The following is a 23,451-nucleotide window of genomic DNA, read 5'->3' as shown; positions in this document are numbered from 1 at the left end:
GCAAGTGGTGGGTTACGCTTCGCTAACCCACCCTACGCCTGCTCAAGAATAGCTCGGCGCGTCGGGATTGCGGAAGATGTGGATGGGGTCGCCGGGCACGATGTGCCGGCCGGTGAACATCGCATAGGCGTAGAGCGCGAGATAGGCAATCGCGAGCGCGCCGACGGCGTAGAAGGCCCAGGTCGCAACGCGTTTCATGCCGGCTCCATCGCCTCCTCCGGGAGGCTCTGGCAGGGCTTCTAGATCGAGGGAAACGAAAAGGCCAGCCCGGAAGGCCATCCGGCGGTCAAATGACGCGCCGGCCCCGCGCGGGAACACTGACCTCGGCGAGCCTCGCCGCATCCTCATCCTGATCGACCGCGACGTACTGTCCGTGCCAATAGGCAAGCGCCGCGCTGCGGGTCGAGCTCCGGATGTCACGCGCGCGTCCAATGACGATGCCATGCGAGTGGCGCTCGACGATCTCCTCGACCTCGCAATCGAGCGCGGCCAGCGCGCCGGCAAGCAGCGGGACGCCGGAGACGGCAGTCACCCAGTCACTGCCGGCGAAACGGTCGGCGCCCTTCAGCCCGCCCTTGCCGGCGAAGCGCTCGGCGATGTCGAGCTGGTCGGCGTTGAGGATGTTCACGCCGAAGGCACCATGGCGCTTGATCAGCGGGAAAGACGAGGCGTCGCGGTTGATGCTGACGAGCAGTGTCGGCGGATCGACCGACAGCGACGTCACCGAAGTCACCGTCATGCCGGTGATGTCCCTGCCGCGCCCGGCCGTGATGACGCTGACACCGCCGGTGAGATGGCGCATGGCGCCGCGGAAATCGGCGGCGGAGATCGTGGTGTCGGTCATGATATGGCGGGCAATCACGTTCATGGCATGCTCCCTGAAATCAGGGCCTCTATTATCTAGGTACGATCGTCCGCCGAGAGAAGATGGCGCAGGATGGAGCCTTCGAGGCCCGCAAGCTCCACCGAGCCGCGCTCGCGCGGCCGCGGGGCATTGACCGTGGCGTCATGCGCGATGCGGCCTTCCTCGATCACGAGCACGCGATCGGCCAGCGCAACGGCTTCCGCGACGTCGTGCGTCACCAGGATCGCCGTAAACCCCTGGTCGCGCCAGACGCGCTCCAGCAGCCGCTGCATCGAGATGCGGGTCAAGGCATCGAGCGCGCCCAGCGGCTCGTCGAAGGCCAGCACGCGGGGCTGGCTGACGAGCGCGCGCGCCAGTGCCACGCGCTGCTTCTGGCCGCCCGACAACACCGAGGGCCATTGGTCGCGCTTGTCGGCGAGCCCGACCTCGGTCAGCGCGTGCTCGGCGCGCGGATGCGCATCCTGTGAGGCGCGATCGCGCCCCAAACCGACCTCGACATTCGAGAGCACCCGCGCCCATGGCAACAGCCGCGGCTCCTGGAACATCACCCTGATATCCTCGGGCCGCGCCGCCTCACCAAAGCTGATGGCCCCGGCATCGATTTTGTCGAGGCCGGCGATCAGCCGCAGCAGCGTGCTCTTGCCACAACCACTTTTACCGACGATCGCCACGAACTGGCCGGCGGGGATGTGCAGGTCGATGCCGCGCAGCACCTCGTTGTCGCCGAAGGACTTGCGCAAGTTGCGGATCGTGAGCGGCAAGCCAAGTGCCGGCCGGTCCTCGCGCCGGCGCCGGGCCTGCGGCGTGATGCGAGCCCGCTCGTTGCGTTCGGTTTCTGGAAGGAGGAGAGCTGTCTGCATTTTTGTCTCAACGTTTCTGGAAGGCGGGGTGCCAGGCAAGCGTCAGGCGCTCAAGCAGGTGCGAGGCGGTGTCGGCGAGCTTGCCGAGCAGGGCGTAGATCAGGATCGACAGCACGACGACGTCGATCAGCATGAACTCGCGCGCCTGCATCGCCATGTAGCCGAGGCCGGAGGACGCCGCGATGGTCTCGGCGACGATCAGCGTCAGCCACATGATGCCGAGCGCGAAGCGGATGCCGACGAAGATCGATGGCAGCGCGCCGGGAAAGATCACCCGGCGGAACAATTCGCCGTCGCTCATGCCGTAGATGCGGCCCATCTCGATGAGCTGCGGGTCCACTGTGCGAATGCCGTGCAGCGTGTTGAGATAGATCGGGAAGAACACGCCGAGCGCCACCAAGAACAGCTTTGCGCTCTCGTCGATGCCGAACCAGAGGATGACAAGCGGGATCAGAGCCAGGTGCGGCACGTTGCGCACCATCTGAAGCGTCGTATCGGTCAGCTTTGCGGAGAGCTGCGAGAGGCCGTTGGCCAGACCAAAGGCGAAGCCGATGCTGCCGCCGATGAGGAAGCCGATCGAGGCGCGCCAGAAGCTGACCCAGATGTTGCGGACGAGCTCACCGGAGAGCAGCAGCTTCCAGCCCGCGAGCGCGACGTCGCTCGGTGCCGGCAAGACGCGCGTCGGCACGAGACCGATGACGCTGGCGATCTGCCAGATCACGATGATGACGAGCGGCACGATCCACTGGATCAGGCCGTCGGCGCGCGGCAGGCCGAAGCTGCGCCGAAGGGGAATGCTGTCGATAAGGCTCATGACTGCGAGACCTGCTTCTGCGGACGGAAATCGCTGCCGACGGTCTCGCCGAACGGCCCGCCGTTGAAGTGAAGCTTCGTCACGTTGCTCGGCAGCTCGAGCGAGAGCAGCGGGAAGACCAGCTCGGCGAATCGATAGGCTTCCTCGAGATGCGGATAGCCCGACAGGATGAAGGTATCGATGCCTAGGTCCTGATACTCCTTGATGCGCGCGGCGACGGTCTGAGGATCGCCGACCAGCGCGGTGCCCGCGCCGCCGCGCACGAGGCCGACACCGGCCCAGAGGTTCGGGCTGATCTCGAGCTTGTCGCGGCGACCGCCATGAAGCTGCGCCATGCGCTGCTGGCCGATCGAGTCCATGCGCGCAAAGTTCTTCTGCGCGAGCGCGATGGTCTCGTCGCTGACATGCTTGATCAGCTCGTTGGCAGCCTGCCAGGCCTCTTCATTTGTCTCGCGGACGATGACATGCAGGCGGATGCCGAAGGACAGCTTGCGCCCGCGCTGAGCCGCGACCGCCTTCACCTTGGCGATCTTCTCGGCGACCTGCGCCGGCGGCTCGCCCCAGGTGAGATACTTGTCGACGGCATCGACGGCGACGTCGATGCCGGCATCCGACGAGCCGCCGAAATAGAGCGGCGGACGCGGCGACTGCACTGGATGGAACAGCAGCTTGCCGTCTTCGATGCGGATGTGCTTGCCCTCGACATTCACGGTCTTGCCGGCAAGCAGGTCGCTATAGACGTTGAGGAACTCGCGGGTAACCTCGTAGCGCTCATCATGGGCGAGGAATATGCCGTCACCCTTGTTCTCGACGGGGTCGCCCCCGGTGACGACGTTCACCAGCAACCGGCCGTTGGTGACGCGGTCGAGCGTGGCCGTCATGCGCGCGGCGACGCTTGGCGATTGCAGGCCGGGCCTGACAGCCACGAGATAGCGCAGCCGCTCGGTGAAGGGCGCAACCGCGGAAGCCACGATCCAGGAATCCTCGCAGCTCCGTCCCGTCGGTAGTAGCACGCCGTAATAGCCGAGCCGGTCAGCCGCCTGCGCGATCTGGCGCAGGTAGTTGAAATTCACCTCGCGGCCGCCGATGCCGGTGCCGAGATAGCGGCCGTCGCCGTGGGTCGGCAGGAACCATAGTATGTTGGCGTTACCTTGCTTGCTCATGTTCCTGGCCTCCGCGCTACGTCGGAAATCTTGATTGCTTTGGGAATCAGGTTGAGCGCGAAAAACGCGTCCGCAACCTGCTGCTGATCGGCGATCACAGATTCGGTGATCGGCTTGATGCCGTAGGACTGCCGCTTCAGCGCCACCTCGACCACGGGGACCGACAATCCGATCGACGGCGCCAGTTGCTCGGCCACCGCATGGATGTCGCCCTTGGCCCAGTCATCGACGGCGCTCAGCTCGGCCAGCACGGCGTCGACGATCTTTGGATTGGCCTCGATGAACTTCTTCGAGGAGAAATAGAACTGGTAGTTCGCGACGATACCGGCGCCATCCGCCAGCGTCCTCGCACCGGTCGCGGCCTCCGCGGCCGACTGGAACGGATCCCAGATTACCCAGGCATCCACCGAGCCGCGCTCGAAGGCGGCGCGGGCATCCGCCGGCGCCAGGAACACCGGCTCGATCTCGGAGTATTTCACGCCGGCCTTCTCCAGCGCCTTGACCAGGAGATAGTGGACGTTGGAGCCCTTGTTCAGTGCGACCTTCTTGCCCCTGAGATCGGCGACCGACTTCAGCAGGCTATCCTTCGGCACCAGGATCGCCTCGCCCTTCGGCGCCGGCAGCTCATAGGCAACATACTGGATCGGCGCGCCGGCAGCCTGCGCGAAGATCGGTGGGGCCTCGCCAGTGTTGCCGAAATCGATCGCGCCGACATTGAGCGCTTCGAGCAGCGGCGGACCGGAGGGGAATTCCGTCCACACCACCTTGTAGCCTTCCGCCGCAAGCTTCGGCTCCAGCGTGCCCTTGCTCTTGAGCAGCACCAGCCTGCCGTATTTCTGGTAGCCAATGCGAACGACCTTGTCCTGGCCGTAGGATGTGCCAACCGCGGCCGCCACGATGCCAAGCGACAGGACGATGGCCGCGATCACGCGCTGAATGATACGCCTCATGTTCAAACCTTTTGAAGTGGGAAGGCTGGTCGGCACGATCAGGTCGCCGCGCTGCGCCAGACGATATCCCTGATAACGATGGGCTTCGGGATCAGGCCGAGCTTGTGAAAGCGGTCGGCGACGCCCTGCTGGGTCGCGATGATGTCCTCGGTGACGGGACCGACGACGAAGGCCGAGCGATTGGCCGCAATGGTCTGGATGTCGAGGGGAATGCCCGTCACCGCGGCCAGCGATTTGGCGACCTCATCGCGGTGCTGCTCGGCCCAGCGCGCCGTCGCTGTCGACACGTCGACGATCTGCTGGAGGATCGGGCCATGGTTCTTCGCGAAATCGCGGTTGGCGATAAAGAAGGAGTTGCTCTTGGTGACCTCGCACGCATTGATCAGGATGCGGCCGTTCTGCTTGGTCTCGCCGATCGCAAAATACGGATCCCAGATCGCCCATGCATCGATGCTGCCATTGGCAAAGGCAGGGCCGGCGTCCGGCGGCGTCAGATAGACCGGCGTGATGTCGGCATAGGTGAGGCCAGCCTTCTCCAGCGTCTGCACCACGATGTTGTGCGCGCTGGAACCCTTGGTGAAGCCAATGCGCTTGCCCTTCAGCTCCGCGATCGATTGGATTGGTGAATCCTTGGGCACCAAAATGCCCTGCCCGTTGGTGATGGGCTGGCCTGCCGCATAAACGATCGCGGCGCCCGCGGCCTGGGCAAACACCGGCGGGGAATCGCCGACCGCGCCGTAGTCGACGCTGCCGACATTCATCGCCTCCATCATCGGCGGGCCGGACGAGAACTCGACCCATTTCACCTCGATGCCCTGGGACGCGAAATGTTTTTCCAGCGCGGCCTGCTGGCGCGTGATGACGAGCACGCCGTTCTTCTGGTAGCCGACACGAATTTCCTTCACGGTGCCTTGCGCGCTTGCACGCGAGGACAACGCAGCCAGCGCTGCCGTTCCAAGAGAGAATTTCAGGAAGTCCCGACGCTGCATTCCCAACTCCCGACCGCGCGCGGCCGTGCATTTCATTGCGATGCGGGAATGATGGTGCGCCTTACGGAAGCTGTCGAGACGCCCGGAAAAATAGCGACGCGCGCACTGCGCTTGCGGCAATGCGCGTGATTAATCTTTCAATTGCCAAAGCGAATGCAGAGAGAAATTTTCCGCACGCGAACGTGAAGCTGCGGGCAAAGCAGTCCCGGATGGGCAATCATCTACTCAGCGCTGCGTTTACTGCCCAGGTAAGGCCCGCGCGACCAGGGAGTGGAGGGGCCATAGCAATTCTCGAGCACCATGCGGTTCGGCGCGAGGAATTTGGCGGGACAACGGCGCCATGGTGACGCCCGGCGCTTGCCGTCATCGAACGTATCGACGTCGGAGAACGATATGATCGGCCGGCGCCAGTGGTAGCGCCCATCCTGTTGCCAACCGTCGCAGCCGCCGCGGTCGCACGCGGTATGAAAACGCTCCATTACGCCATGCCGCTTGAAGCACCAGGTGCGCGTGCCCCACTCCTTTCCTGGCGGCGTTTGCGCCCTCGGCCAAGGCGAGGTCTGGGTCCAGCAGCCGGAAATCCAGGGCAGACGCGCGGCGCGCGCAGGAACAACGAGCGACGATGCAAGCAGCGCCAAGGCGCCGGTCAGAAGAGCCGTTTGCCGCAGCAATTTGGTGGAGCACTCATAGGACACGTCGTTTGTGTCGCCGAGCAACCCTGCGGTTCAAGCATCCCACCTCACCGGCAGATTGAGCAAGCCGCGGAACGCCCAGCCGCCGATCCGCACTGGCTCGTCGTCGGCGATCTGCAAGTTCTTTGCCCTCGCGAACACCGTCGGCAGGGCGACGTCGGCGATCATGGCGCGCGAGGCCCAGGCGCCGGCGCAGAAATGCGGGCCGGCACCGAAGGCGACGCTCTTCGACACGTCGCGCCGCACGTCGAATTCATCGGCACGGTCAAAATGCCTCTCGTCGCGATTGGCCGAGCCGAACATCAGGAACACGCGCTCATTGGTCTCGAACGAGACGTCGCGGATGGCCCACGGCTTTGCAATTCGCCGCGGCGACATGCCGATCGGCGAAATCCAGCGCGCATATTCCTCGAACGCCTGGAGCCAGGACACGTCGCCGCGCCGGACAAGCTCGAACTGGTCCGGATGGGTGAGGAGCGCCCAGACAGTACCGGCGATGGCCTTGCGCGGCTCGTTCTGGCCACCGGAGATCGCCAGCTTGACGTTGGCGCGCACACTCTGCATCGGCATGCCGGATGCCAGCATCACGCCGAGCAGGCTCTGGTCTGGATTTTTCTGCATGACAGGCAGCATGTCGTCAATCGCGACGTCGATGCCGGCGGTGGCCGCATGGCAGCGCGCTTCCACGGCGGGATCACCGGCATAGTTCGCGATGCCGTCGATCATTCCTTGCGACCAGGCATCCATCTCCGCAAAGCCAATATTGGTGAGGCCCGTGATCGACTTCAGGCATTCGCCCGAAAACGGCAGCGCGAAATCGCGCATGAAATCGATCCGCGCGCCCGGCTCGATGCCATTGATGATGCGATCGGCATGAGCTTGGAACTGCGCGGTCCAGTGCGCCTTCACCGTTCTGGGCGAAACCGCGGGAAACAGCGCGCGGCGCTCGACCTGATGCGCCTCGCCGTCCTTGCGCATCATGTTGTGGCCCATCAGCTTGTTCATGAGCCCCTCGGGCTGGTGCGAGGAGAACACGTCGATCTGCTTCTCGGAGATCGAGATGTCGTCGCGGCTCGCGAGCAGCGTCGAGCCGAGTTGCGGCACGAAGGCGATCGGCGCCTCCTTCCGCATCTTCGCAAGCATCGGATAAGGATCCTGCCAGAACGAGACCGGGTCGATGTCGATGCGTGGCGCGGTGCTCAAGCCTGGCTCCTTTAGGCCTTTGTTTCCTCAGCGTGCAAGCTAGCCCCGTCCGGAGCCAGCGTCTGTCCCCAGCGATTGGGACAGGCGTCAGTTCAGGCTGCGCGGGCCGGCGAGGAGCCGCAGCACGATAGCGAACAGCTCGTTCTGCGAGGAGATGCCGAGCCTCTCATAGGCACGCTTGCGATAGGTCAGCGTCGAATGCAGGCTGATGCCGAGCGCCTGCGAGATGGCCTCGGAGCTCAAACCAAGCAGGATGCGGCGACAGACCTCCTGCTCACGGCGGGTGAGGTCGGCGAGCGGCGCGCGGGTTGCGAACAACGCGGCGAGATTCTGCTCCAGCGTCGATGTCGTGGCTTGCTGGAAATGCCGCGCGACGCTCGCGCCGATCGCCGGCGCAATGTGTTGCAAGCGGTCGAGCTGAGTGTCGGTGAAGCGGCCTTGCGCAGCGATGCGATAGAAGTTGACGTAGAAACAGGTGTCGTCGACCCAGATTGCGGTCGCAACCTTGTCGACGATGCCGGAGTCCTGGAAGAAGATCTTTCGGTAGCGCGCATCGTACATCCGCGGTGCGAAGGCCGGCAGCATGATCGGCCCCGCCCTCTCCTGCCCCTCAAACAATGCATCTCGGTTCGGATCGGATTCGTGGAACTGCCCGGCATAGGCGGCGCCGAGATCGCCGCCGATCGGGATGTTGCCGGCGTCGAGCAGGCAGCATGCGCCGCCGCTTCGGGTCAGCGCAAACACCATGCAATGGCCGACGCCGGCCTGGCCGCGCAAGGTGTCGATCAGCACATCAGGGAAATCGGGCCGGCCGATCGCGAGCACCGCGGACGTGACATCGCCAGCCGCAAGATTTGCGGGCATCGCCTGAGGCCGCATTGCTTTCCTCCGCCAAGTATCTTTTGGCGGAGGTTATCAGCAACGGCGGCGCGCCGGAAGGCGCCGCCATCCGCTGCCTCATGGGTCCCGGCTCTGCGTCGCAACGCTACGCATTGCGCCGCGTCCGGGACACGAAAGTAGCGAGTCCGTGGATAGTCTCGTGCCCCGGACGCAGCGCAGCGTCACTTCGGCGGTGTGCTGCTGAGCCGGGGCCCATGCCGAACAGCGCGCGGCGACCTTACTACACCGCCACCGCCTTCGCCGGCGGCACGTTGATGGCGAGCTTGCCGTAGCGGTCAGTGAAGGCCTGCGTGTCGATTTCTTCGAGCTCGATCTCGCCGCTCATCACGCCCTTCTTCCAGGCCTCCTGCTTCGGATCGTTCTGGAACTCCGGCATCACCTCGCGCGCGAAGAGGTCCAGCGACTCGCAGATGTGCTCGTGGCTGTTCTTGCCGGCCTGGTTGAGCAGGATCACCTGGTCGATGTGGGAGGTGCGGAAACGCCGCAGCTTTTTGCGGATGGTTTCCGGCGAGCCGATCAGGCCGCCGCGCAGCGCGGCCTCCTGCGCTTCCGGATTATCTCGCTTCCATTTGTTGTACTCGTCCCACATGTTGACGGTGCCGGGCGCCGGCCGCTGGCGGTTTTGCGACGCGCCGTAGAAGCGCAAGGCGAACTGGAAGAAGGTTGCGCCATCGGCCCGCGCGCGTGCCTCCTCATCCGTCTTCGCGCACATGAAGAACGACACCAGCGCCATGTTGGGGTTGATCTCGTAGTCTGCCAATTTGTGCAGCCGCTTGGTCATCGCGTTGTAATAGGCGTGCACCCAGGCGTGCGCGGCGTCCGCGCTGACGAACTGGAAGCCGAGCGCGCCAAAGCCGTGGCGGCCGGCGCGCTCGATGGTCGGAAGCTGCGAGCAGGCCATCCAGAGCGGCGGATGAGGCTTCTGCACCGGCTTCGGCACGACATTGCGCAGGGGCATGTCGAAATATTTGCCGTGATGCTCGCTGCCGCCGTCTCTAAACATCGGGAAGATCGCGCGCACCGCCTCCTCGAAGATCTCCTTCTTCGTCTCCATGTCGCGGCCGAACGGCTCGAGCTCGGTGATCGAGGCGCTCTCGCCCATGCCGAACTCGCAGCGGCCGTTCGAAAGCAGATCGAGCACCGCGACACGCTCGGCGACGCGCGCGGGATGGTTGGTGGTGAGCTGGAGGATGCCGTGGCCGAGCCGGATCCGTTGGGTGCGCTGGCTTGCGGCGGCGAGGAAGGATTCCGGCGATGGCGAGTGTGAATATTCCTCCAGGAAATGATGCTCGACCACCCAGGCGTGGTCGTAGTCGAGTCGGTCGGCGAGTTCCATCTGCGTCAGGGCATTCTGGTAGAGCCGGAGCTCGTCGCCCGCCCCCCACGGACGCGGCAATTGCAGCTCATAGAAGATGCCGAACTTCATGACGCCTCTCCCGAGATTGTTTTTGTTGCGGGCATTTTATTGAGCGAGGCGGCCCTGTCCATGGCGGCCCAATTCCGCCGGACGGGACGTTGTTGAGCGTACGCAGGCGAAGGCAGAAGACCCACGAAAGCGCAAAATATCGAAAACAACCCGATGCAAAGTAGCCGATAGCTTCCCGGCCCGCTCGTCGCAGACGTGCGGCGAAGTGCCCGCAGACGCAAACCGTTGATTCAGATCAAGGCAATCTGCCGCCCGATACCTATGGTTCGTCGAGGCAACGGCCCGGAAGCCGTCCAATTCCCAAATTTCAGAGAGACCGAATATGTCGGCCCCTGACGACACGACTGGGCGCGTGCGCCGCAAGCGCATGGAGATCTTTGCATTCCTGTTCCTGACCGCGGTTGTGATGCCCGCACTCGCGGTCGGAACGGTCGGCAGCTACGGGCTCGCCGTGTGGATCTACCAGATGTTCGCAGGCCCTCCCGGCCCGCCTCCCCCACATTGAATCCCCGCAGCGAGAGACCGAGATCATGGCCCTAGCCAAACTCAACCGCCGCGCATTGATCACCGGCCGGGTGCTCAGCGCCGACCGCGTCGTGCCTCCGCCCGGAGGCGAGATCGCCAGCATTCTGGTGCAGGCGCGCCCCGAGCGCCTCGCCGAGGTCGAGGCCGACATCACGGCATTGCCCGGCTGCGAAATCCACGGCCGCGATGCGCGCGGCAAGCTCGTCGTCGTGGTGGAGGCGCCGGATGCCGGCAGCCTCGGCACCATGCTCAACGACATCCAGTCCATGCCGCACGTCTATTCCGCGGCGCTGGTCTTTCACGCCATCGAAACTGCTTGAGACCGCGTCGCTGACGCCGGGAGAACCGTTATGACCGCACCGAAGATCGACCGCCGCCAGATGCTGAAGCTGGAGGCCGCTGCGATCGCAGCCGCCGCCGCGGGCATGCCGGCACCGGCGCTCGCCGCCAACCTCGTCACCGAACGTGACGGCAGCGAATTGAAATGGGACAAGGCCGCCTGCCGCTTCTGCGGCACCGGCTGCTCCGTCATGGTCGCGACCAAGGACAACCGCGTGGTCGCTACCCACGGCGACATCAAGGCCGAGGTCAATCGCGGCCTCAACTGTGTCAAGGGCTACTTCCTCTCCAAGATCATGTACGGCCATGATCGCCTGACGCAACCGATGCTGCGCAAGACAGGCGGCAAATATGACAAGAACGGCGAGTTCACGCCGGTGTCGTGGGACGAAGCCTTCGACATCATGGCCGAGAAATGGAAGGACGCGCTGAAGAAGCGTGGGCCCAGCGGCGTCGGCATGTTCGGCTCCGGCCAGTGGACGATCTGGGAAGGCTATGCCGCCTCAAAGCTGTTCAAGGCCGGCTTCCGCACCAACAATATCGATCCCAATGCGCGCCACTGCATGGCCTCGGCGGTCGCCGGCATGATGCGCACCTTCGGCATCGACGAACCGGCCGGCTGCTATGACGACATCGAGGCCACCGATGCCTTCGTGCTGTGGGGCTCCAACATGGCGGAGATGCACCCCATCCTGTGGACGCGGCTGACCGACCGCCGCCTCTCGGCACCCCATGTCCGCGTCGCCGTGCTCTCGACCTTCGAGCACCGCTCGTTCGATCTTGCCGATATCGGCATGGTGTTCGTGCCGCAGACCGACCTCTACATCCTCAACGCGATCGCCAACCACATCATCAAGACCGGCCGCGTCAGCAAGGATTTCGTCGCAGCGCATACCGTGTTCAAGCGCGGCCAGACCGACATCGGCTACGGCCTGCGGCCCGAACATCCGCTTCAGAAGAAGGCAACCGGCGCGGCCAAGGCCAACGACTCCACCGACATGACCTACGACGAATACGTAAAGTTCGTGTCGGACTACACGCTGGAGAAGGCGGCAAAAATGTCCGGCGTGCCGCTCAACCGGCTGGAGGCGCTGGCCGAGCTCTACGCCGATCCCAAGACCAAGGTGGTCTCGTTCTGGACCATGGGCTTCAACCAGCACACCCGCGGTGTCTGGTGCAACAACCTCGTCTACAACATCCATCTCTTGACCGGAAAGATCGCCTCGCCGGGCAACAGCCCGTTCTCGCTGACTGGCCAGCCATCAGCCTGCGGCACCGCGCGCGAGGTCGGCACCTTCTCGCATCGCCTGCCGGCCGACATGGTCGTCACCAACAAGGAGCATCGCGACAAGACAGAGCACATCTGGCTCTTGCCCGAGGGCACCATCCCCGACAAGCCCGGCTATCACGCCGTGCTGCAGAGCCGGATGCTGAAAGACGGCCTGCTCAACGCCTATTGGGTGCAGGTCAACAACAACCTGCAAGCGGGACCCAACATCAACGAGGAAACCTATCCGGGCTTCCGCAACCCCGACAATTTCATCGTGGTCTCGGATGCCTACCCGACCGTGACGGCGCTCGCGGCCGACCTCATCCTGCCGACGGCGATGTGGGTTGAGAAGGAAGGCGCCTATGGCAACGCCGAGCGACGCACGCAATTCTGGCATCAGCTCGTCTCGGCTCCCGGCGAATCCAAATCCGATCTCTGGCAGCTCATGGAGTTTTCAAAACGCTTCAAGATCGAGGAGGTCTGGCCCGAAGAGCTGATCGCCAAGAAGCCGGAATATCGCGGCAAGACGCTGTTCGACGTGCTGTACAAGAACGGGCAGGTCGACAAATTCCCGACCTCGGAGATCGAGGAGGGCTACGCCAACGACGAGTCCAAGGCGTTCGGCTTCTACGTGCAGAAGGGGTTGTTCGAGGAGTATGCCGCCTTCGGCCGCGGCCATGGTCACGACCTTGCGCCGTTCGAAAGCTATCACCGCGAGCGTGGCCTGCGCTGGCCCGTCGTCAACGGCCAGGAGACCAAATGGCGTTTCCGCGAAGGCAGCGATCCCTATGTGAAGCAGGGCACGGACGTGCAGTTCTACGGCTACCCCGACGGCAAGGCGCGCATCTTCGCGCTGCCTTTCGAGCCGGCGGCGGAATCGCCGGACAATGACTATCCGTACTGGCTCTCGACCGGCCGCGTGCTGGAGCACTGGCATTCCGGCACCATGACGCGCCGCGTGCCCGAGCTCTACAAGGCGTTCCCCGAGGCCGTCTGCTTCATGCATCCCGACGACGCGCAGGACGCAAAACTGCGCCGCGGCGACGAGGTGAAGGTCGTGTCCCGCCGCGGCTACATCCGCGCTCGCGTCGAGACGCGGGGCCGCGACCGGCCGCCGCGCGGGCTGGTGTTCGTGCCCTGGTTCGACGAGTCCAAGCTGATCAACAAGGTGACGCTGGACGCCACCGACCCGATCTCGCTGCAAACCGACTTCAAGAAATGCGCCGTGCGCATCGAGCGGGTGTGACCATGATGAAACGATCCGGAATCGTCCTTCTGGCGCTCGCTATTGCCGCGGGCGCGAGTTCGCTGACCGCGCAGACGGTGACCTCGGGCCTGCGCGGGCCGACCCCGCTCAACGACGAAGGGCCGGCTCCGCCGATGCTGCCGAACCGCAACACCTCCGAAAGGGAGTCGCGCAACTATCCGGAGCAGCCGCCGGTGATCCCGCATTCGATCGACGGCTACCAGATCGACCTCAACAGCAACAAGTGCCTGTCCTGCCATGCGCGCTCGCGCACGGCGGAATCACAGGCGCCGATGGTCTCGATCACGCATTTCATGGACCGTGACGGCCAGTTCCTGGCCTCGATCTCGCCGCGGCGCTTCTTCTGCACGGAATGCCACGTGCCGCAGAACACCGCCACGCCGCCTGTCAGCAACGACTTCACCGACATCGACACGCTGCTCTCGCGTTCAAGCCCCGGTGGCCGCCGATGACGACGACCGCCGGAGACCCGAATGTAGACCCCAATGCAGATCCGAAGACCAGGCGCGGCTTTCTCGCCCGAACCTGGGATTTCGCGCTCGAGCTCTGGGGCGTGCTGACGCGGCCGAGCACGGTATTCGCATTGGGTACGCTGGTGCTCGCGGGCTTCGTGGCCGGCGTCATCTTCTGGGGCGGCTTCAACACCGCGCTGGAGCTGACCAATACGGAAAAGTTCTGTACCGGCTGCCATGAGATGAAGGACAACGTCTACGCCGAGCTGAAGTCGACCATCCACTTCAGCAACCGCTCCGGCGTGCGCGCGACCTGCCCGGACTGCCACGTCCCGCACAACTGGACCGACAAGATCGCGCGCAAGATGCAGGCCTCCAAGGAAGTCTGGGGCAAGATTTTCGGCACGATCGACACCCGCGAGAAATTCGTCGACCACCGGCTCGAGCTCGCGGCGCATGAATGGGCGCGCTTCAAGGCCAATGACTCGCTGGAATGCCGCAACTGCCACAGTGCCGATTCCATGGACATCACCAAGCAGTCGCCGCGGGCGTCCGTCGCGCATCAGCGCTTCCTGTTCACGGGCGAGAAAACCTGCATCGACTGCCATAAGGGCATCGCCCACCACCTGCCCGACATGCGCGGCGTTCCCGGCTGGCAATAGGGCAAAGCGCGATGTCATCGCGCTTTAGTTGTTGTTTGAGCATGATCTTTTCGGAAAACCGCTGCGCACTTTTCCGGATCATGCGCCGCGGCTTGAACCGGCGGGGGGAATGGTTAGTTTTGGGGACTGGCGAATCGATCATTTTCGCCCTCCCTCAAGACGAAAATGCCGACATTTACCCCGCATCAGGATGCCGCCCTCAACGCCGTTGCCGACTGGCTCAAGGCAAAGCCCGGCCGTAACGGCACGCCGCCGATCTTCCGGCTGTTCGGCTTTGCCGGAACCGGCAAGACGACGCTGGCGCGGCATATCGCCGACGGCGTCGACGGCGAGGTGAAGTTTGCCGCCTTCACCGGCAAGGCGGCGCTCGTCATGCGCAACAAGGGTTGCGACAACGCCTCCACCATCCATTCGCTGATCTACCGCGCCCGTGAATCCGGCGAGGAGCAGCCGAGCTTCGAACTGTGGGACGATGCGCCGGCCTCGAAGGCGAAGCTAATCGTGATCGACGAATGCTCGATGGTCGATGCCGAACTCGGCCGCGACCTGATGTCGTTCGACTGCCCGCTGCTCGTGCTCGGAGACCCCGCACAGTTGCCGCCGATCCAGGGCGGCGGCTTCTTCACCAATACCGAGCCCGACGCGATGCTGACCGAGGTGCATCGCCAGGCGCAGGACGATCCGATCGTGCGGATGTCGATGGACATCCGCGAGGGTCGGGAGCTCGAAATCGGCCGCTATGGCGAGAGCGAGGTGGTCTCGCGCAAGGAGCTCGATCCTGACCGCGTCATGAGCGCCGACCAGATCCTGGTCGGCCGCAACAACACCCGCCGCGCCTACAACATGCGCGTGCGCCAGCGCCAGAATATCGAAGACCAGTTTCCGGTCGCCGGCGACAAGCTGGTGTGCCTGCGCAACAACCGCAAGAAGGGCCTGTTCAATGGCGGCCTGTGGCGCGTGAAGTCGCGCAACACCTCGCGCTCGAAGTCGCGGATCCTCAGCATGCGGCTGTCGCCGGACGAGGACTTCGGTCACAAGGTCACGAAGGTCTCGGTGCGCGCGGATTGCTTCGAGGGCGGCATCGAGCAGATCGCCTGGGAGCAGCGCAAGCCCTATGACGAGTTCGACTACGGCTACGTGCTGACCGTGCACAAGTCGCAGGGCTCGCAATGGGACGATGTCGTGCTGTTCGACGAGAGCTTTGCGTTCCAGGACAGCCGCGCCAGGTGGCTCTACACCGGCATCACAAGGGCGGCCAAGCGGCTCAGCGTGGTGGTGTGATGCTGTAGGGTGGGCAAAGGCGCGAAGCGCCGTGCCCACCATCCATCCAAATGCGCGGAGAAATGGTGGGCACGCTTCGCTTTGCCCACCCTACGAAATCCCTCATTTGCCCGCCACGAAGTAAAAATCCTCGCTGCCGGGCGGCGAGCCGTAGGTGAAGGGTTGCTGCACGTGCTTGGTCTGGAGCCAGACGTCGTCACGGACGATGTCGAAGAGCTTGCGGACCTCCACATTCGGCTGCCGCACGTCACGCGCGAGCGCGAGCGCGAACGGGCTGTCGTTGCCGTCGCCATCCATCGCGGTCTCACCGTGCTTGGCGGCGTAGACCACCATGAAACCCACACTGGGCTCGATGTTGGAAAAACCCTTGTCGACCAGCTTGAGCGCCAGCGTGTGCTGCATGGTCGGCGCGAAGGGATTGTCGCGACAGGCATCGAGGATCACGAGTCGCAGCTTGTGCGCGCCGCCGACCGCCGCGATCACCTGCTCCAGCGCCACGGCTTCGGTCTCCGCGTCCTTGTCGACCGCGAGCCTTGCATCGACCGGCACCAGATAGTTCACGCCGCCGATCTCGAAGCCATGGCCGGCATAATAGACCACCGCCCAATCGGCCTTCTCCGCATCCGCCGCAAAGCTGCGAAGCGTCTCGAAGAACTGGTCCCGGGAAAGATCAGTCGAGATCGTGACGGTCTGGAAGCCGACGTCGCGTAGCGCGCTGGCGATCAGCTTGGCGTCGCGCGGCGGATTGGAGAGCGCATGAACGTTGCGGTAGGCGCCGTTGCCGATCACCAGCGCCACACGGCGCAGGGTCGAGCGCGTCGAAGGCGTCTTGGGCTCGAGCCCGGCCAGGCGGCTCCGCGCGCCGGTACGCGCCATCGCGACGTCGATCTCGTCGAACGGGGTGAGCGCAAAGGCGGCGGCGCGGTAGTCGGCGCGCGCCTGCGCGAGATCCTGCTTGCGCTCGAACACCTGGCCGCGGCCGGCATGGGCGCGGACGTTGTTCGGATTCATCTCGAGGATGGCGTTGTAGTCGTTCAGCGCGGAATCGAGGTCGCCCTTGGCGAGGTAGGCATCAGCGCGGTTGGCGAGCGCATACTGGTTCTTCGGCTGCTTCCCCAGGACGTTGTTGCAATCGGCGAGCGCCTCGTCGAAGCGCCGCATCGCGGCAAAGGTGACGCAGCGATGGTTGGGAATTTGCAGCGCATTCGGATCGATCTTCTGCGCGTCAGCAAAGTCGGCGAGCGCGCCGTCGTAATTCTTCATGAAGGTCCGCGTCCGCGCGCGGTTGGTGTGACCGACCAGCAGATTGGGCGTGTATTTGATGGCGAGATTGAAATCGTCGAGCGCGCTCTGGAGCGCGCCCTTGCGCAAGTACAGCGTGCCGCGGTCATTATAGGCGCCGCCATAGTTGGGGCGCTTCTGAAGGGCGAGGTTGTAGTCGGCCATCGCCAGATCATCCTGGCCCTTGCGCTGATGGGCCTGGGCCTGGCCGTCGAGCGCGACCATGTTGTCGGGATCGGCGTCGCGCGCCGCGGCGAAGGCTTCGAGGGCGTGGTCGAAGTCGCGCTTGTTCAGAAGCGTGAAGCCCCGCACGGTCAGCGCGATGGACTTGTCCTTCCCGGTCACGCGGTCCGAGCCGAGCAGGTTTTCGCAGGCTGTGAACCGCGTCGGCAGGTCGATCTTGCGCTCGCGGCAGGTCTCGAGATCATCGCCAAGCTGGGGGTCGGCCAGGACGGCCGGCGCAGATGACAGCAGGATGAGAAGGATCAGGGAAACGACGCGCAACATTTTCGTCGAACAAGCTCCACCGCCACTCATTCTATGTCGGTCATCCAAGAGAGGGGTTCATCCCGGCCCGATTTTCCGCGTTCCGGCGACGCTAGCATGGCTTCTTCACGGGCTCGTGTCTGCCAGCGCGTAACATCCGGCCCGCGCGTCCGTATCTTGGGCAGGCCCGAAAGCGGCGGCCTGCCGGGCTGTTCGCCCGGCCCCAACCACCCTAGACTGTCGCTACCGACCGAACGAGGATCCGCCATGAGCCGACCCGCCTTCCATTCCCTCCCTCTGCTCGCCGCCACCGCCGCGCTGGCGCTGGCCTTCGCCGCGCCTTCGCGGGCTGCGGAAGATGCGGTGGTGATCCCTGCCCCCGCCGTCGACGCTGCGCCCACAAGCGGTATCCAGACCGCGGTCGTGGCCGGCGGCTGCTTCTGGGGCGTTCAGGGCGTGTTCCAGCACACCGCCGGCGTCGTCAACGCGGTCTCCGGCTATGCCGGCGGCACCAAGGCGAGCGCCGACTATCACACGGTCTCGTCGGGCACGACTGGCCACGCAGAGTCCGTCGAGATCAAATACGATCCGAAGAAGATCTCCTACGGCAAGATCCTCCAGATCTTCTTCTCCGTCGTGCACGATCCGACCCAGCTCAACCGCCAGGGCCCCGACACAGGCACGCAATATCGCTCGGCGATCTTCACCACCTCCGACGAGCAGAAGAAGATCGCGGACGGCTACATCGCGCAGCTCAATGCCGCCAGGGTCTTCAGTAAGCCGATCGTGACCAAGGTCGGCGCGCTGGAGGCGTTCTATCCGGCGGAGGCCTATCACCAGGATTATCTGACGTTGCATCCGAACCAGCCCTACATCGCCTACAACGACATCCCGAAGGTCGAGAACCTGAAAAAGCTGTTCGCGGATAACTATATCGAGAAGCCGACGCTGGTCAGCGCCAGCAAGGCCACCAACTGACGAACGGGAGATCCATGCCCGACACCAAGACACCCACGAACGAAACCAAGGTCGCCAAGAGCGAGGAGCAGTGGCGGCGCGAGCTCACGCCGATGCAGTATGCGGTACTCCGCGAAAAGGCGACCGAGCGTCCCTTCTCGGGCGAGTACGAGCACGACCACCGCGCCGGCACCTACGTTTGCGCCGGCTGCGGCAACGTGCTGTTCGAGTCCGACGCCAAATTCGATTCCGGCTGCGGCTGGCCGAGCTTCACCCAGCCGGCGGTCGAGAGCCATATCGACGAGGAAACGGACTCAAGCCACGGCATGATCCGCACCGAGGTGCTGTGCTCCAATTGCAGCGGCCATCTCGGCCATGTCTTCGCCGACGGCCCGGCGCCCACGGGCCTGCGCTACTGCATCAATTCGGCGGCGCTGAAGCTCAAGCCGAGATAATGGCAAGAGCCGGGTTCCGGCATGGAACCCGGCGGCCGGATGTGCTTTTCTCTTCTGACGGTGCGGCCGGAGGCGCATTCCGGCGGACCGTCAGGGAGGACGCCATGACCCTCGGAACCATCCTGATCATCCTGGTGATTATCTACCTCCTGGGCGGCATGTCCGGCCGATTTGGCGGCTATGGCTATGGCATGGGCCATTCCGGCATGGGGATTGGCGGCGTGGTCCTGGTGGTGCTGATCGTGCTGCTGCTTCTTGGCAAGCTGTAAACCATCCAAGCTATTGAATTTATTAAACTTATTTCCTTTGCGTGGCTGCCATGCGTGGATTCATCATCTCCGTTCGCAGGGGTCGCATTTCCGTCAAATCGGCCTATATTAGAGGGCGAAAATGCCATGGCCGCCCGATTGCGGCCCGCGCTCAACAAACCCCACACGCGCCTGTAACCGAAGAAGATCACGAGGTCTTTGACCATGCGTCCACTGCGTCCGTTCAACTTCAATACCTCCGCCGAGCTTTTCCCCGCCGCGATCCGCAAGAAGAAGCGTGCGGGCTTCACCTATCGGCGGTTCGGCACCGCGGCCGAAGCCGTGCGCTTTGCGATCGAGGAATTGCCGACGGACTCACTGAACGGCGCGTACCTCCAGGTCGAAGAAGCTCGCTTCGACCAGAATGGCATCCGCTCGCTCTATGAGAGCGAGGCGTTCCCGCTGCCGCGCCGCCGCAAGCCGGCCGCGAACACCGACGCCGACGCGGCGTAAGCTTTTCTCATCCTCCGATGCGCAATGAGCGCGGTAGCCGAAAGGTTACCGCGCTTTTCGCGTCTAAAGCGCAATGAGATCAGGATGAATCGTCATCGCGCTTTAGGCTGTTGTTTGAGCATGATCTCCGCGCAAACGCGTACCGCGTTTGTCGCGAGGGAAAACCGCTCCACACTTTGCGCTAACGCGGCGCTCCGGTCCGGATCATGCTCTAGCGCGGCTGCTTGTCCAGCCAGCGGCGCAACAGGCGGACGTTGCGCATGTTGGCGCGGAACATGACGTCGAAGGCATCGCCTGCGAACGGCACCATGCCGACCACGCCGTCGACCGCGACATTGCCGAGCATCCGCGCCGTGATGTACCAGGGCGCGCCCAGCGCGCGGGCCTCGCGCACCAGCCACAGCGAGATCGCTGTTGTGATGATGTCGCCGATGACAGGGATCAAGCCGATCAGGCCGTCGATGCCGTAGCGGATATTGGTGCCGGGCAGGATGAAGGCGACGTCGAGCAGCTTTGCGATCGCCTCGAGCCGCGCCAGCCGCTGCTCGCGCGTCAGATTGCCGAACGGATTGGTTTGGCCAAATTCTTGGCCGAACTCTTGGCCGAATTCGCGAAAGCCCTCTCCGAGCGTCTCGGGACGGATCTCGCGGCCGTCCTGATCGATGATCGGCCCACGCGCCTCATCGCCCGAGAAGGCCGCGCGCGAGGTCCTCCCCGAGCGGGGACGGCGCGTTGCAAGAATATCGTCGTCAGACATCGTCATTCGTTGAGCGTCATCGCTTGGGCAAACGCGCATGCGCCGCTTCGGTTGCTGCGCCGCGCCCAATCGCCGCCCCTGCCCTCAGGTTGGCGCCGGAGCCGGTTGCGACTCCTCGACATATTTATGCACGAGCCATGACGAAATCACGCTCGGCACGAAACCGACGAGGCCATAGAGGATCCATTGCACCGCGCCGGTATCCGCCCCGCGCGAGCCATAGGTGATAGCGGCGAGCACGAACGCGAACAGGCCAACCAGCAGCATCCGCAGCACCGGCCCGATCCGCTTGATGTGGACCAGGATGTCGTCGACCGCGCCGATCATCAGCGAGGGAAGGAAGCCGAACAAATAGCTGTATTGCAGGGTCTTGAAGAACACCACGAACAGCTTGCCGACCTCGCCCAAATTGGTCTGGGCCCAATAGCCGGACTGGTAGGTCGTCGTCAGCAGCAGCAGGAAACCACCGACAAACGGGCCCACCAGCGCAAAAACCAGATACCGTTTCATCAATTACCCCTCACCTCAAGACCCGCCCCGTTATAGCAGCGCCCTGAGAAGCTTGGATAGCCGGGTCGGGGCGGCCGGGGAACAAGTGGCAGGCCGCCGGGTTCTGTGAACGCACCACATGTCTGCCCTTTCAGGAGATTGGATTTGGCCATGCGTTGGATGACCCTGTTCCTGGCAACGATTACGCTCACCGCATCCGGCCTCACAAGCCCGCCGGCATTCGCGCAAGGTCATGCTGGAACCCCAGGAGAGCAGCAGGCCTGCTCGCGCGACGCCGAGCGCCTGTGCCGCAAGGATCTCGGCAATGACGGGGCGGTCCAGTCCTGCCTCCAGGCGAACCGGGCCAGGCTCTCGCGCTCCTGCCGCAAGGTGTTCGAGAGCCACGGCATGTAAGGCGCTTGCGGCGCCCTAAGCGCGATGACGATTCATCCTGACCTCATCGCGCCTTAAGACGGAGATGCCACGATGCTGCGCGACGAACAGCTCGCGATCCTCAGGGACATTAGCCAGTCCATCGCCTTCGCCGACGACCGCCATGGCGAGATCGAGGAGCTCATCATCGAAGGCTATGTCATGAAGGACGGAGACCTGTTCGAGCTGACGTCCAAAGGCGTCACGGCGATCGAGGAGCATGCCGCGGCTCTCGCTGACGCGCCCTCGGCGCGTGCGTGAGGCAAGCGTTGCCGTGACGAACGCGCAACAATCGTGAAATCGTTCACACGAACCATTGAAGCTTCGCAGCATTCGCGCATAATCGAATCGGGGCGGCGCAGCACTTTCGATTCGAAATCTCAAGCGTAATCGAGCAACCACACCGGGGGCATCTCCCCGCGTGTCGGACCTGACGTGCGGCAGCGCAAGCCGCGTGCGGCGCCTCCAATGCACAAGCGGCCAACACCGCCAAAATCTTGGGGATGCATCTCACATGTCTAGTTACCGGATCGGGAAGATCGCCACTTTCGCCGCCATTGCCGCAACTGCCACCGTGCTTCACGCCGCACCCGGCCTCGCCTTCTCGTCCGAGGCGCAACAGATGTGCACCAGCGACGCCATGCGGCTGTGCGCCAGCGAAATCCCCTACATCTCCCGGGTCACTGCCTGCATGGTCCGCAACAAGCACCATGTCAGCCCGGGCTGCCGCGCCGTGATGGACCGCGAGGCCGCCGCCGCGCGCAAGCGGGAAGCTGCCGCGAACTGATCCCTCGCGCGCACTGCAAGTTGAGCGGCGTCCTGTCGCGATCGACGCTATGCTGAGGCCCGGCCAAGAGAGCTGGAGCAACAGACATGGCGAAGATTTGGGCGAGGATCCTGATCGCGGGCGGCTGGCGGCAATTCCTTATCCCGGCGAGCACAGCCGCCTTGCTGGCACTGGCGCCTTGCGCGGCGCCCGCCCAGCAGGCCGGCGTCAACTTTCCGGATGGCCCCGGCAAGAACACCGTCGTCGGCATCTGCGGCTCCTGCCACGACATCGGCCGGCTCACGGCGGGCTACTCGCCCGAAGGCTGGCACACCGTCATCCGCATGATGCAGAATTTTGGCGCGCCGATCCCGCCGGAGGAGGTCGCCGGGATCACCGACTATCTCATCAAGAGCTTTCCGGAACGGCCACGGCCGGCGGCAGCGCTGATCGCCGGCGACACGCAGATCGACATCAAGGAGTGGCCGGTCGCCACCGAGGGCTCGCGGCCGCACGATCCGCTCGCCGCTCGTGACGGATCGCTGTGGTACTCGGGCCAGCTCGCCAACGTGCTCGGCCGCCTCGATCCCGCCAGCGGCGCGATCCGCGAATACAAGCTCAATCCACAGACCGGTCCGCACGGGCTGAAGGAGGACAAGGACGGCAACATCTGGTTCACCGGCAATTTCGCCGGGCTGATCGGCAGGCTCGATCCGAAGACCGGCGACGTCAGGGAGTACCGGCTGCCGGATGCATCGGCCAAGGACCCGCATACGCTCGTCTTCGACCATGACGGCATCATCTGGTTCACCGTGCAAGGCGGCAACAAGGTCGGGCGCCTTGATCCAACGAGCGGCGAGATCAGGCTCGTCACGCCGCCGACGGCGAACGCGCGGCCCTACGGCATCGTGGTGAATGCGAAGAACGCCGTCTGGTTCGTCGAGTTCGGCGCACCGAAGATCGCAACCATCGATTCGAAGACGATGGAGATCCGCGAGTACCTGTTGCCGGATGCGGCCGCCCGCCCGCGCCGGCTCGCTGTCGGCCCCGACGATGCGATCTGGTATGTCGATTTCGCTCGCGGCTTTCTCGGCCGGCTCGATCCCACAACGGGCATGGTGAAGGAATGGGCTTCACCGAGCGGGCCGAAGTCGCAGCCTTACGGCATCGTCTTCACCAAGGGCGCAGTCTGGTACAGCGAGTCCGCCGCAAAACCCAACACCATCGTCCGCTTCGATCCCGCAAGCGAGAAATTCCAGAGCTGGGCGATCCCCGGCGGCGGTGACATCGTCCGCAACATGGACGTCGACCGCAACGGCAACCCGGTGCTGGCCAACAGCCTCGTCAACAAGGTGGGCGTGGTGGAGATCGGCGGGACGGGGCACTAGGTTCTGCGGTCATTCGAGGGC

The 23,451-nt window shown here is 64.2% G+C and carries 28 protein-coding genes; 14 read left to right on the top strand and 14 right to left on the bottom strand.

Annotated elements, in window-relative coordinates:
- Positions 1-42: 42 nt before the first annotated feature.
- The 11 genes from YUU_RS60240 to YUU_RS0115335 form a co-directional block, all read right to left on the bottom strand.
- Positions 43-198 carry a hypothetical protein gene (locus YUU_RS60240; RefSeq protein WP_027523194.1) on the bottom strand — a complete coding sequence of 52 codons (156 nt, stop codon included), beginning with the start codon at positions 196-198 and terminating at the stop codon, positions 43-45.
- 88 nt (positions 199-286) lie between these two features.
- Positions 287-868 (bottom strand): flavin reductase family protein, encoded by a 582-nt coding sequence (locus YUU_RS0115380; RefSeq protein ID WP_027523193.1) that lies wholly within the window; start codon positions 866-868, stop codon positions 287-289.
- A gap of 32 nt (positions 869-900) precedes the next feature.
- Positions 901-1,725, bottom strand: coding sequence for an ATP-binding cassette domain-containing protein (locus YUU_RS0115375; RefSeq protein ID WP_027523192.1), 825 nt, complete (start codon positions 1,723-1,725; stop codon positions 901-903).
- Positions 1,726-1,732: 7 nt separating this feature from the next.
- Positions 1,733-2,539, bottom strand: a complete 807-nt coding sequence (ssuC, locus tag YUU_RS0115370; RefSeq protein WP_027523191.1) for an aliphatic sulfonate ABC transporter permease SsuC — start codon at positions 2,537-2,539, stop codon at positions 1,733-1,735.
- Positions 2,536-3,702 (bottom strand): FMNH2-dependent alkanesulfonate monooxygenase, encoded by a 1,167-nt coding sequence (gene ssuD / locus YUU_RS0115365; protein ID WP_027523190.1) that lies wholly within the window; start codon positions 3,700-3,702, stop codon positions 2,536-2,538. Before ssuD ends, ssuC begins: the two co-directional genes overlap by 4 nt.
- Positions 3,699-4,652 carry a sulfonate ABC transporter substrate-binding protein gene (locus tag YUU_RS0115360; protein ID WP_027523189.1) on the bottom strand — a complete coding sequence of 318 codons (954 nt, stop codon included), beginning with the start codon at positions 4,650-4,652 and terminating at the stop codon, positions 3,699-3,701. The genes ssuD and YUU_RS0115360 overlap by 4 nt, the downstream gene beginning before the upstream one ends.
- Before the next feature lie 38 nt (positions 4,653-4,690).
- The gene (locus YUU_RS0115355) at positions 4,691-5,641 is read right to left on the bottom strand and encodes a sulfonate ABC transporter substrate-binding protein (protein WP_027523188.1); all 951 of its coding nucleotides are present in this window, start codon (positions 5,639-5,641) and stop codon (positions 4,691-4,693) included.
- 221 nt (positions 5,642-5,862) lie between these two features.
- Entirely contained in the window at positions 5,863-6,357 is a 495-nt protein-coding gene (locus YUU_RS50930; RefSeq protein WP_051389751.1) for a hypothetical protein, read from the bottom strand.
- 9 nt (positions 6,358-6,366) lie between these two features.
- The gene (locus tag YUU_RS0115345) at positions 6,367-7,536 is read right to left on the bottom strand and encodes a cytochrome P450 (protein ID WP_027523187.1); all 1,170 of its coding nucleotides are present in this window, start codon (positions 7,534-7,536) and stop codon (positions 6,367-6,369) included.
- Positions 7,537-7,623: 87 nt separating this feature from the next.
- Positions 7,624-8,415, bottom strand: coding sequence for a helix-turn-helix transcriptional regulator (locus tag YUU_RS0115340; protein ID WP_027523186.1), 792 nt, complete (start codon positions 8,413-8,415; stop codon positions 7,624-7,626).
- A 241-nt stretch (positions 8,416-8,656) separates the two neighbouring features.
- Positions 8,657-9,862: an LLM class flavin-dependent oxidoreductase gene (locus YUU_RS0115335; RefSeq protein ID WP_027523185.1), complete on the bottom strand. Its 1,206-nt coding sequence runs from the start codon at positions 9,860-9,862 to the stop codon at positions 8,657-8,659.
- 322 nt (positions 9,863-10,184) lie between these two features.
- Here YUU_RS0115335 and napE point away from each other — a divergent pair, with 322 nt between their 5' ends.
- The 6 genes from napE (at position 10,185) to YUU_RS0115305 (ending at position 15,658) form a co-directional block, all read left to right on the top strand.
- A complete protein-coding gene (napE, locus tag YUU_RS0115330) occupies positions 10,185-10,367 on the top strand; it encodes a periplasmic nitrate reductase, NapE protein (protein WP_027523184.1) in 183 nt (60 codons plus the stop codon).
- 25 nt (positions 10,368-10,392) lie between these two features.
- On the top strand, positions 10,393-10,707 hold the full coding sequence (locus YUU_RS0115325) for a chaperone NapD (protein WP_027523183.1): 315 nt from the start codon (positions 10,393-10,395) through the stop codon (positions 10,705-10,707).
- Positions 10,708-10,737: 30 nt separating this feature from the next.
- Positions 10,738-13,242 (top strand): nitrate reductase catalytic subunit NapA, encoded by a 2,505-nt coding sequence (gene napA / locus YUU_RS0115320; protein ID WP_027523182.1) that lies wholly within the window; start codon positions 10,738-10,740, stop codon positions 13,240-13,242.
- A gap of 2 nt (positions 13,243-13,244) precedes the next feature.
- On the top strand, positions 13,245-13,715 hold the full coding sequence (locus tag YUU_RS0115315) for a nitrate reductase cytochrome c-type subunit (protein ID WP_027523181.1): 471 nt from the start codon (positions 13,245-13,247) through the stop codon (positions 13,713-13,715).
- Positions 13,712-14,377 (top strand): NapC/NirT family cytochrome c, encoded by a 666-nt coding sequence (locus YUU_RS0115310; RefSeq protein ID WP_027523180.1) that lies wholly within the window; start codon positions 13,712-13,714, stop codon positions 14,375-14,377. The genes YUU_RS0115315 and YUU_RS0115310 overlap by 4 nt, the downstream gene beginning before the upstream one ends.
- Before the next feature lie 165 nt (positions 14,378-14,542).
- The gene (locus YUU_RS0115305) at positions 14,543-15,658 is read left to right on the top strand and encodes an ATP-dependent RecD-like DNA helicase (RefSeq protein WP_027523179.1); all 1,116 of its coding nucleotides are present in this window, start codon (positions 14,543-14,545) and stop codon (positions 15,656-15,658) included.
- A 102-nt stretch (positions 15,659-15,760) separates the two neighbouring features.
- On the opposite strand, the gene YUU_RS0115300 is transcribed toward YUU_RS0115305, so the two are convergent.
- Positions 15,761-17,446: a caspase family protein gene (locus YUU_RS0115300; RefSeq protein WP_027523178.1), complete on the bottom strand. Its 1,686-nt coding sequence runs from the start codon at positions 17,444-17,446 to the stop codon at positions 15,761-15,763.
- 246 nt (positions 17,447-17,692) lie between these two features.
- On the opposite strand from YUU_RS0115300, the gene msrA reads away from it, so the two are divergent.
- From msrA to YUU_RS0115280, 4 genes are all read left to right on the top strand, one after another.
- Positions 17,693-18,403 carry a peptide-methionine (S)-S-oxide reductase MsrA gene (gene msrA / locus YUU_RS0115295; protein ID WP_027523177.1) on the top strand — a complete coding sequence of 237 codons (711 nt, stop codon included), beginning with the start codon at positions 17,693-17,695 and terminating at the stop codon, positions 18,401-18,403.
- Between the two features lie 14 nt (positions 18,404-18,417).
- Positions 18,418-18,837 carry a peptide-methionine (R)-S-oxide reductase MsrB gene (gene msrB, locus YUU_RS0115290; protein WP_027523176.1) on the top strand — a complete coding sequence of 140 codons (420 nt, stop codon included), beginning with the start codon at positions 18,418-18,420 and terminating at the stop codon, positions 18,835-18,837.
- A gap of 104 nt (positions 18,838-18,941) precedes the next feature.
- A complete protein-coding gene (locus YUU_RS56375; RefSeq protein ID WP_080586674.1) occupies positions 18,942-19,106 on the top strand; it encodes a DUF3309 family protein in 165 nt (54 codons plus the stop codon).
- 204 nt (positions 19,107-19,310) lie between these two features.
- Positions 19,311-19,598: a hypothetical protein gene (locus YUU_RS0115280; protein WP_027523175.1), complete on the top strand. Its 288-nt coding sequence runs from the start codon at positions 19,311-19,313 to the stop codon at positions 19,596-19,598.
- A 211-nt stretch (positions 19,599-19,809) separates the two neighbouring features.
- Here YUU_RS0115280 and YUU_RS0115275 read toward each other — a convergent pair whose 3' ends face one another.
- Positions 19,810-20,361, bottom strand: coding sequence for a DUF4112 domain-containing protein (locus YUU_RS0115275; RefSeq protein ID WP_027523174.1), 552 nt, complete (start codon positions 20,359-20,361; stop codon positions 19,810-19,812).
- Between the two features lie 78 nt (positions 20,362-20,439).
- Complete coding sequence (locus YUU_RS0115270) at positions 20,440-20,865, bottom strand: DUF5413 family protein (protein WP_027523173.1); 426 nt, start codon at positions 20,863-20,865, stop codon at positions 20,440-20,442.
- Between the two features lie 150 nt (positions 20,866-21,015).
- Between YUU_RS0115270 and YUU_RS0115265 the strand changes: the two genes are divergently transcribed.
- The 4 genes from YUU_RS0115265 to YUU_RS0115250 all read left to right on the top strand — a co-directional run bounded on the left by YUU_RS0115265 (position 21,016) and on the right by YUU_RS0115250 (position 23,430).
- Positions 21,016-21,258, top strand: coding sequence for a hypothetical protein (locus tag YUU_RS0115265; RefSeq protein WP_035662404.1), 243 nt, complete (start codon positions 21,016-21,018; stop codon positions 21,256-21,258).
- A 72-nt stretch (positions 21,259-21,330) separates the two neighbouring features.
- Positions 21,331-21,537 (top strand): hypothetical protein, encoded by a 207-nt coding sequence (locus tag YUU_RS0115260; protein ID WP_027523171.1) that lies wholly within the window; start codon positions 21,331-21,333, stop codon positions 21,535-21,537.
- 253 nt (positions 21,538-21,790) lie between these two features.
- Complete coding sequence (locus YUU_RS50925) at positions 21,791-22,063, top strand: hypothetical protein (protein ID WP_035662401.1); 273 nt, start codon at positions 21,791-21,793, stop codon at positions 22,061-22,063.
- Between the two features lie 86 nt (positions 22,064-22,149).
- On the top strand, positions 22,150-23,430 hold the full coding sequence (locus tag YUU_RS0115250) for a hypothetical protein (protein ID WP_051389750.1): 1,281 nt from the start codon (positions 22,150-22,152) through the stop codon (positions 23,428-23,430).
- Positions 23,431-23,451: the final 21 nt, after the last annotated feature.

Origin of the sequence: Bradyrhizobium sp. Ec3.3, from assembly GCF_000472925.1 — a bacterium.
Lineage (GTDB): Bacteria > Pseudomonadota > Alphaproteobacteria > Rhizobiales > Xanthobacteraceae > Bradyrhizobium.
Note: the sequence above shows the minus strand (reverse complement) of the source record. Positions and strands in the feature narration are given on the sequence as shown.

What these genes read in the sequence shown, in the direction of transcription:
- YUU_RS60240 (WP_027523194.1), bottom strand. Translation starts at nt 198, where the DNA reads ATGAAACGCGTTGCGACCTGGGCCTTCTACGCCGTCGGCGCGCTCGCG.
- YUU_RS0115380 (WP_027523193.1), bottom strand. Translation starts at nt 868, where the DNA reads ATGAACGTGATTGCCCGCCATATCATGACCGACACCACGATCTCCGCC.
- YUU_RS0115375 (WP_027523192.1), bottom strand. Translation starts at nt 1,725, where the DNA reads ATGCAGACAGCTCTCCTCCTTCCAGAAACCGAACGCAACGAGCGGGCT.
- ssuC (WP_027523191.1), bottom strand. Translation starts at nt 2,539, where the DNA reads ATGAGCCTTATCGACAGCATTCCCCTTCGGCGCAGCTTCGGCCTGCCG.
- ssuD (WP_027523190.1), bottom strand. Translation starts at nt 3,702, where the DNA reads ATGAGCAAGCAAGGTAACGCCAACATACTATGGTTCCTGCCGACCCAC.
- YUU_RS0115360 (WP_027523189.1), bottom strand. Translation starts at nt 4,652, where the DNA reads ATGAGGCGTATCATTCAGCGCGTGATCGCGGCCATCGTCCTGTCGCTT.
- YUU_RS0115355 (WP_027523188.1), bottom strand. Translation starts at nt 5,641, where the DNA reads ATGCAGCGTCGGGACTTCCTGAAATTCTCTCTTGGAACGGCAGCGCTG.
- YUU_RS0115340 (WP_027523186.1), bottom strand. Translation starts at nt 8,415, where the DNA reads ATGCGGCCTCAGGCGATGCCCGCAAATCTTGCGGCTGGCGATGTCACG.
- YUU_RS0115335 (WP_027523185.1), bottom strand. Translation starts at nt 9,862, where the DNA reads ATGAAGTTCGGCATCTTCTATGAGCTGCAATTGCCGCGTCCGTGGGGG.
- napE (WP_027523184.1), top strand. Translation starts at nt 10,185, where the DNA reads ATGTCGGCCCCTGACGACACGACTGGGCGCGTGCGCCGCAAGCGCATG.
- YUU_RS0115325 (WP_027523183.1), top strand. Translation starts at nt 10,393, where the DNA reads ATGGCCCTAGCCAAACTCAACCGCCGCGCATTGATCACCGGCCGGGTG.
- napA (WP_027523182.1), top strand. Translation starts at nt 10,738, where the DNA reads ATGACCGCACCGAAGATCGACCGCCGCCAGATGCTGAAGCTGGAGGCC.
- YUU_RS0115315 (WP_027523181.1), top strand. Translation starts at nt 13,245, where the DNA reads ATGATGAAACGATCCGGAATCGTCCTTCTGGCGCTCGCTATTGCCGCG.
- YUU_RS0115310 (WP_027523180.1), top strand. Translation starts at nt 13,712, where the DNA reads ATGACGACGACCGCCGGAGACCCGAATGTAGACCCCAATGCAGATCCG.
- YUU_RS0115305 (WP_027523179.1), top strand. Translation starts at nt 14,543, where the DNA reads ATGCCGACATTTACCCCGCATCAGGATGCCGCCCTCAACGCCGTTGCC.
- YUU_RS0115300 (WP_027523178.1), bottom strand. Translation starts at nt 17,446, where the DNA reads ATGTTGCGCGTCGTTTCCCTGATCCTTCTCATCCTGCTGTCATCTGCG.
- msrA (WP_027523177.1), top strand. Translation starts at nt 17,693, where the DNA reads ATGAGCCGACCCGCCTTCCATTCCCTCCCTCTGCTCGCCGCCACCGCC.
- msrB (WP_027523176.1), top strand. Translation starts at nt 18,418, where the DNA reads ATGCCCGACACCAAGACACCCACGAACGAAACCAAGGTCGCCAAGAGC.
- YUU_RS56375 (WP_080586674.1), top strand. Translation starts at nt 18,942, where the DNA reads ATGACCCTCGGAACCATCCTGATCATCCTGGTGATTATCTACCTCCTG.
- YUU_RS0115280 (WP_027523175.1), top strand. Translation starts at nt 19,311, where the DNA reads ATGCGTCCACTGCGTCCGTTCAACTTCAATACCTCCGCCGAGCTTTTC.
- YUU_RS0115275 (WP_027523174.1), bottom strand. Translation starts at nt 20,361, where the DNA reads ATGACGATGTCTGACGACGATATTCTTGCAACGCGCCGTCCCCGCTCG.
- YUU_RS0115270 (WP_027523173.1), bottom strand. Translation starts at nt 20,865, where the DNA reads ATGAAACGGTATCTGGTTTTTGCGCTGGTGGGCCCGTTTGTCGGTGGT.
- YUU_RS0115265 (WP_035662404.1), top strand. Translation starts at nt 21,016, where the DNA reads ATGCGTTGGATGACCCTGTTCCTGGCAACGATTACGCTCACCGCATCC.
- YUU_RS0115260 (WP_027523171.1), top strand. Translation starts at nt 21,331, where the DNA reads ATGCTGCGCGACGAACAGCTCGCGATCCTCAGGGACATTAGCCAGTCC.
- YUU_RS50925 (WP_035662401.1), top strand. Translation starts at nt 21,791, where the DNA reads ATGTCTAGTTACCGGATCGGGAAGATCGCCACTTTCGCCGCCATTGCC.
- YUU_RS0115250 (WP_051389750.1), top strand. Translation starts at nt 22,150, where the DNA reads ATGGCGAAGATTTGGGCGAGGATCCTGATCGCGGGCGGCTGGCGGCAA.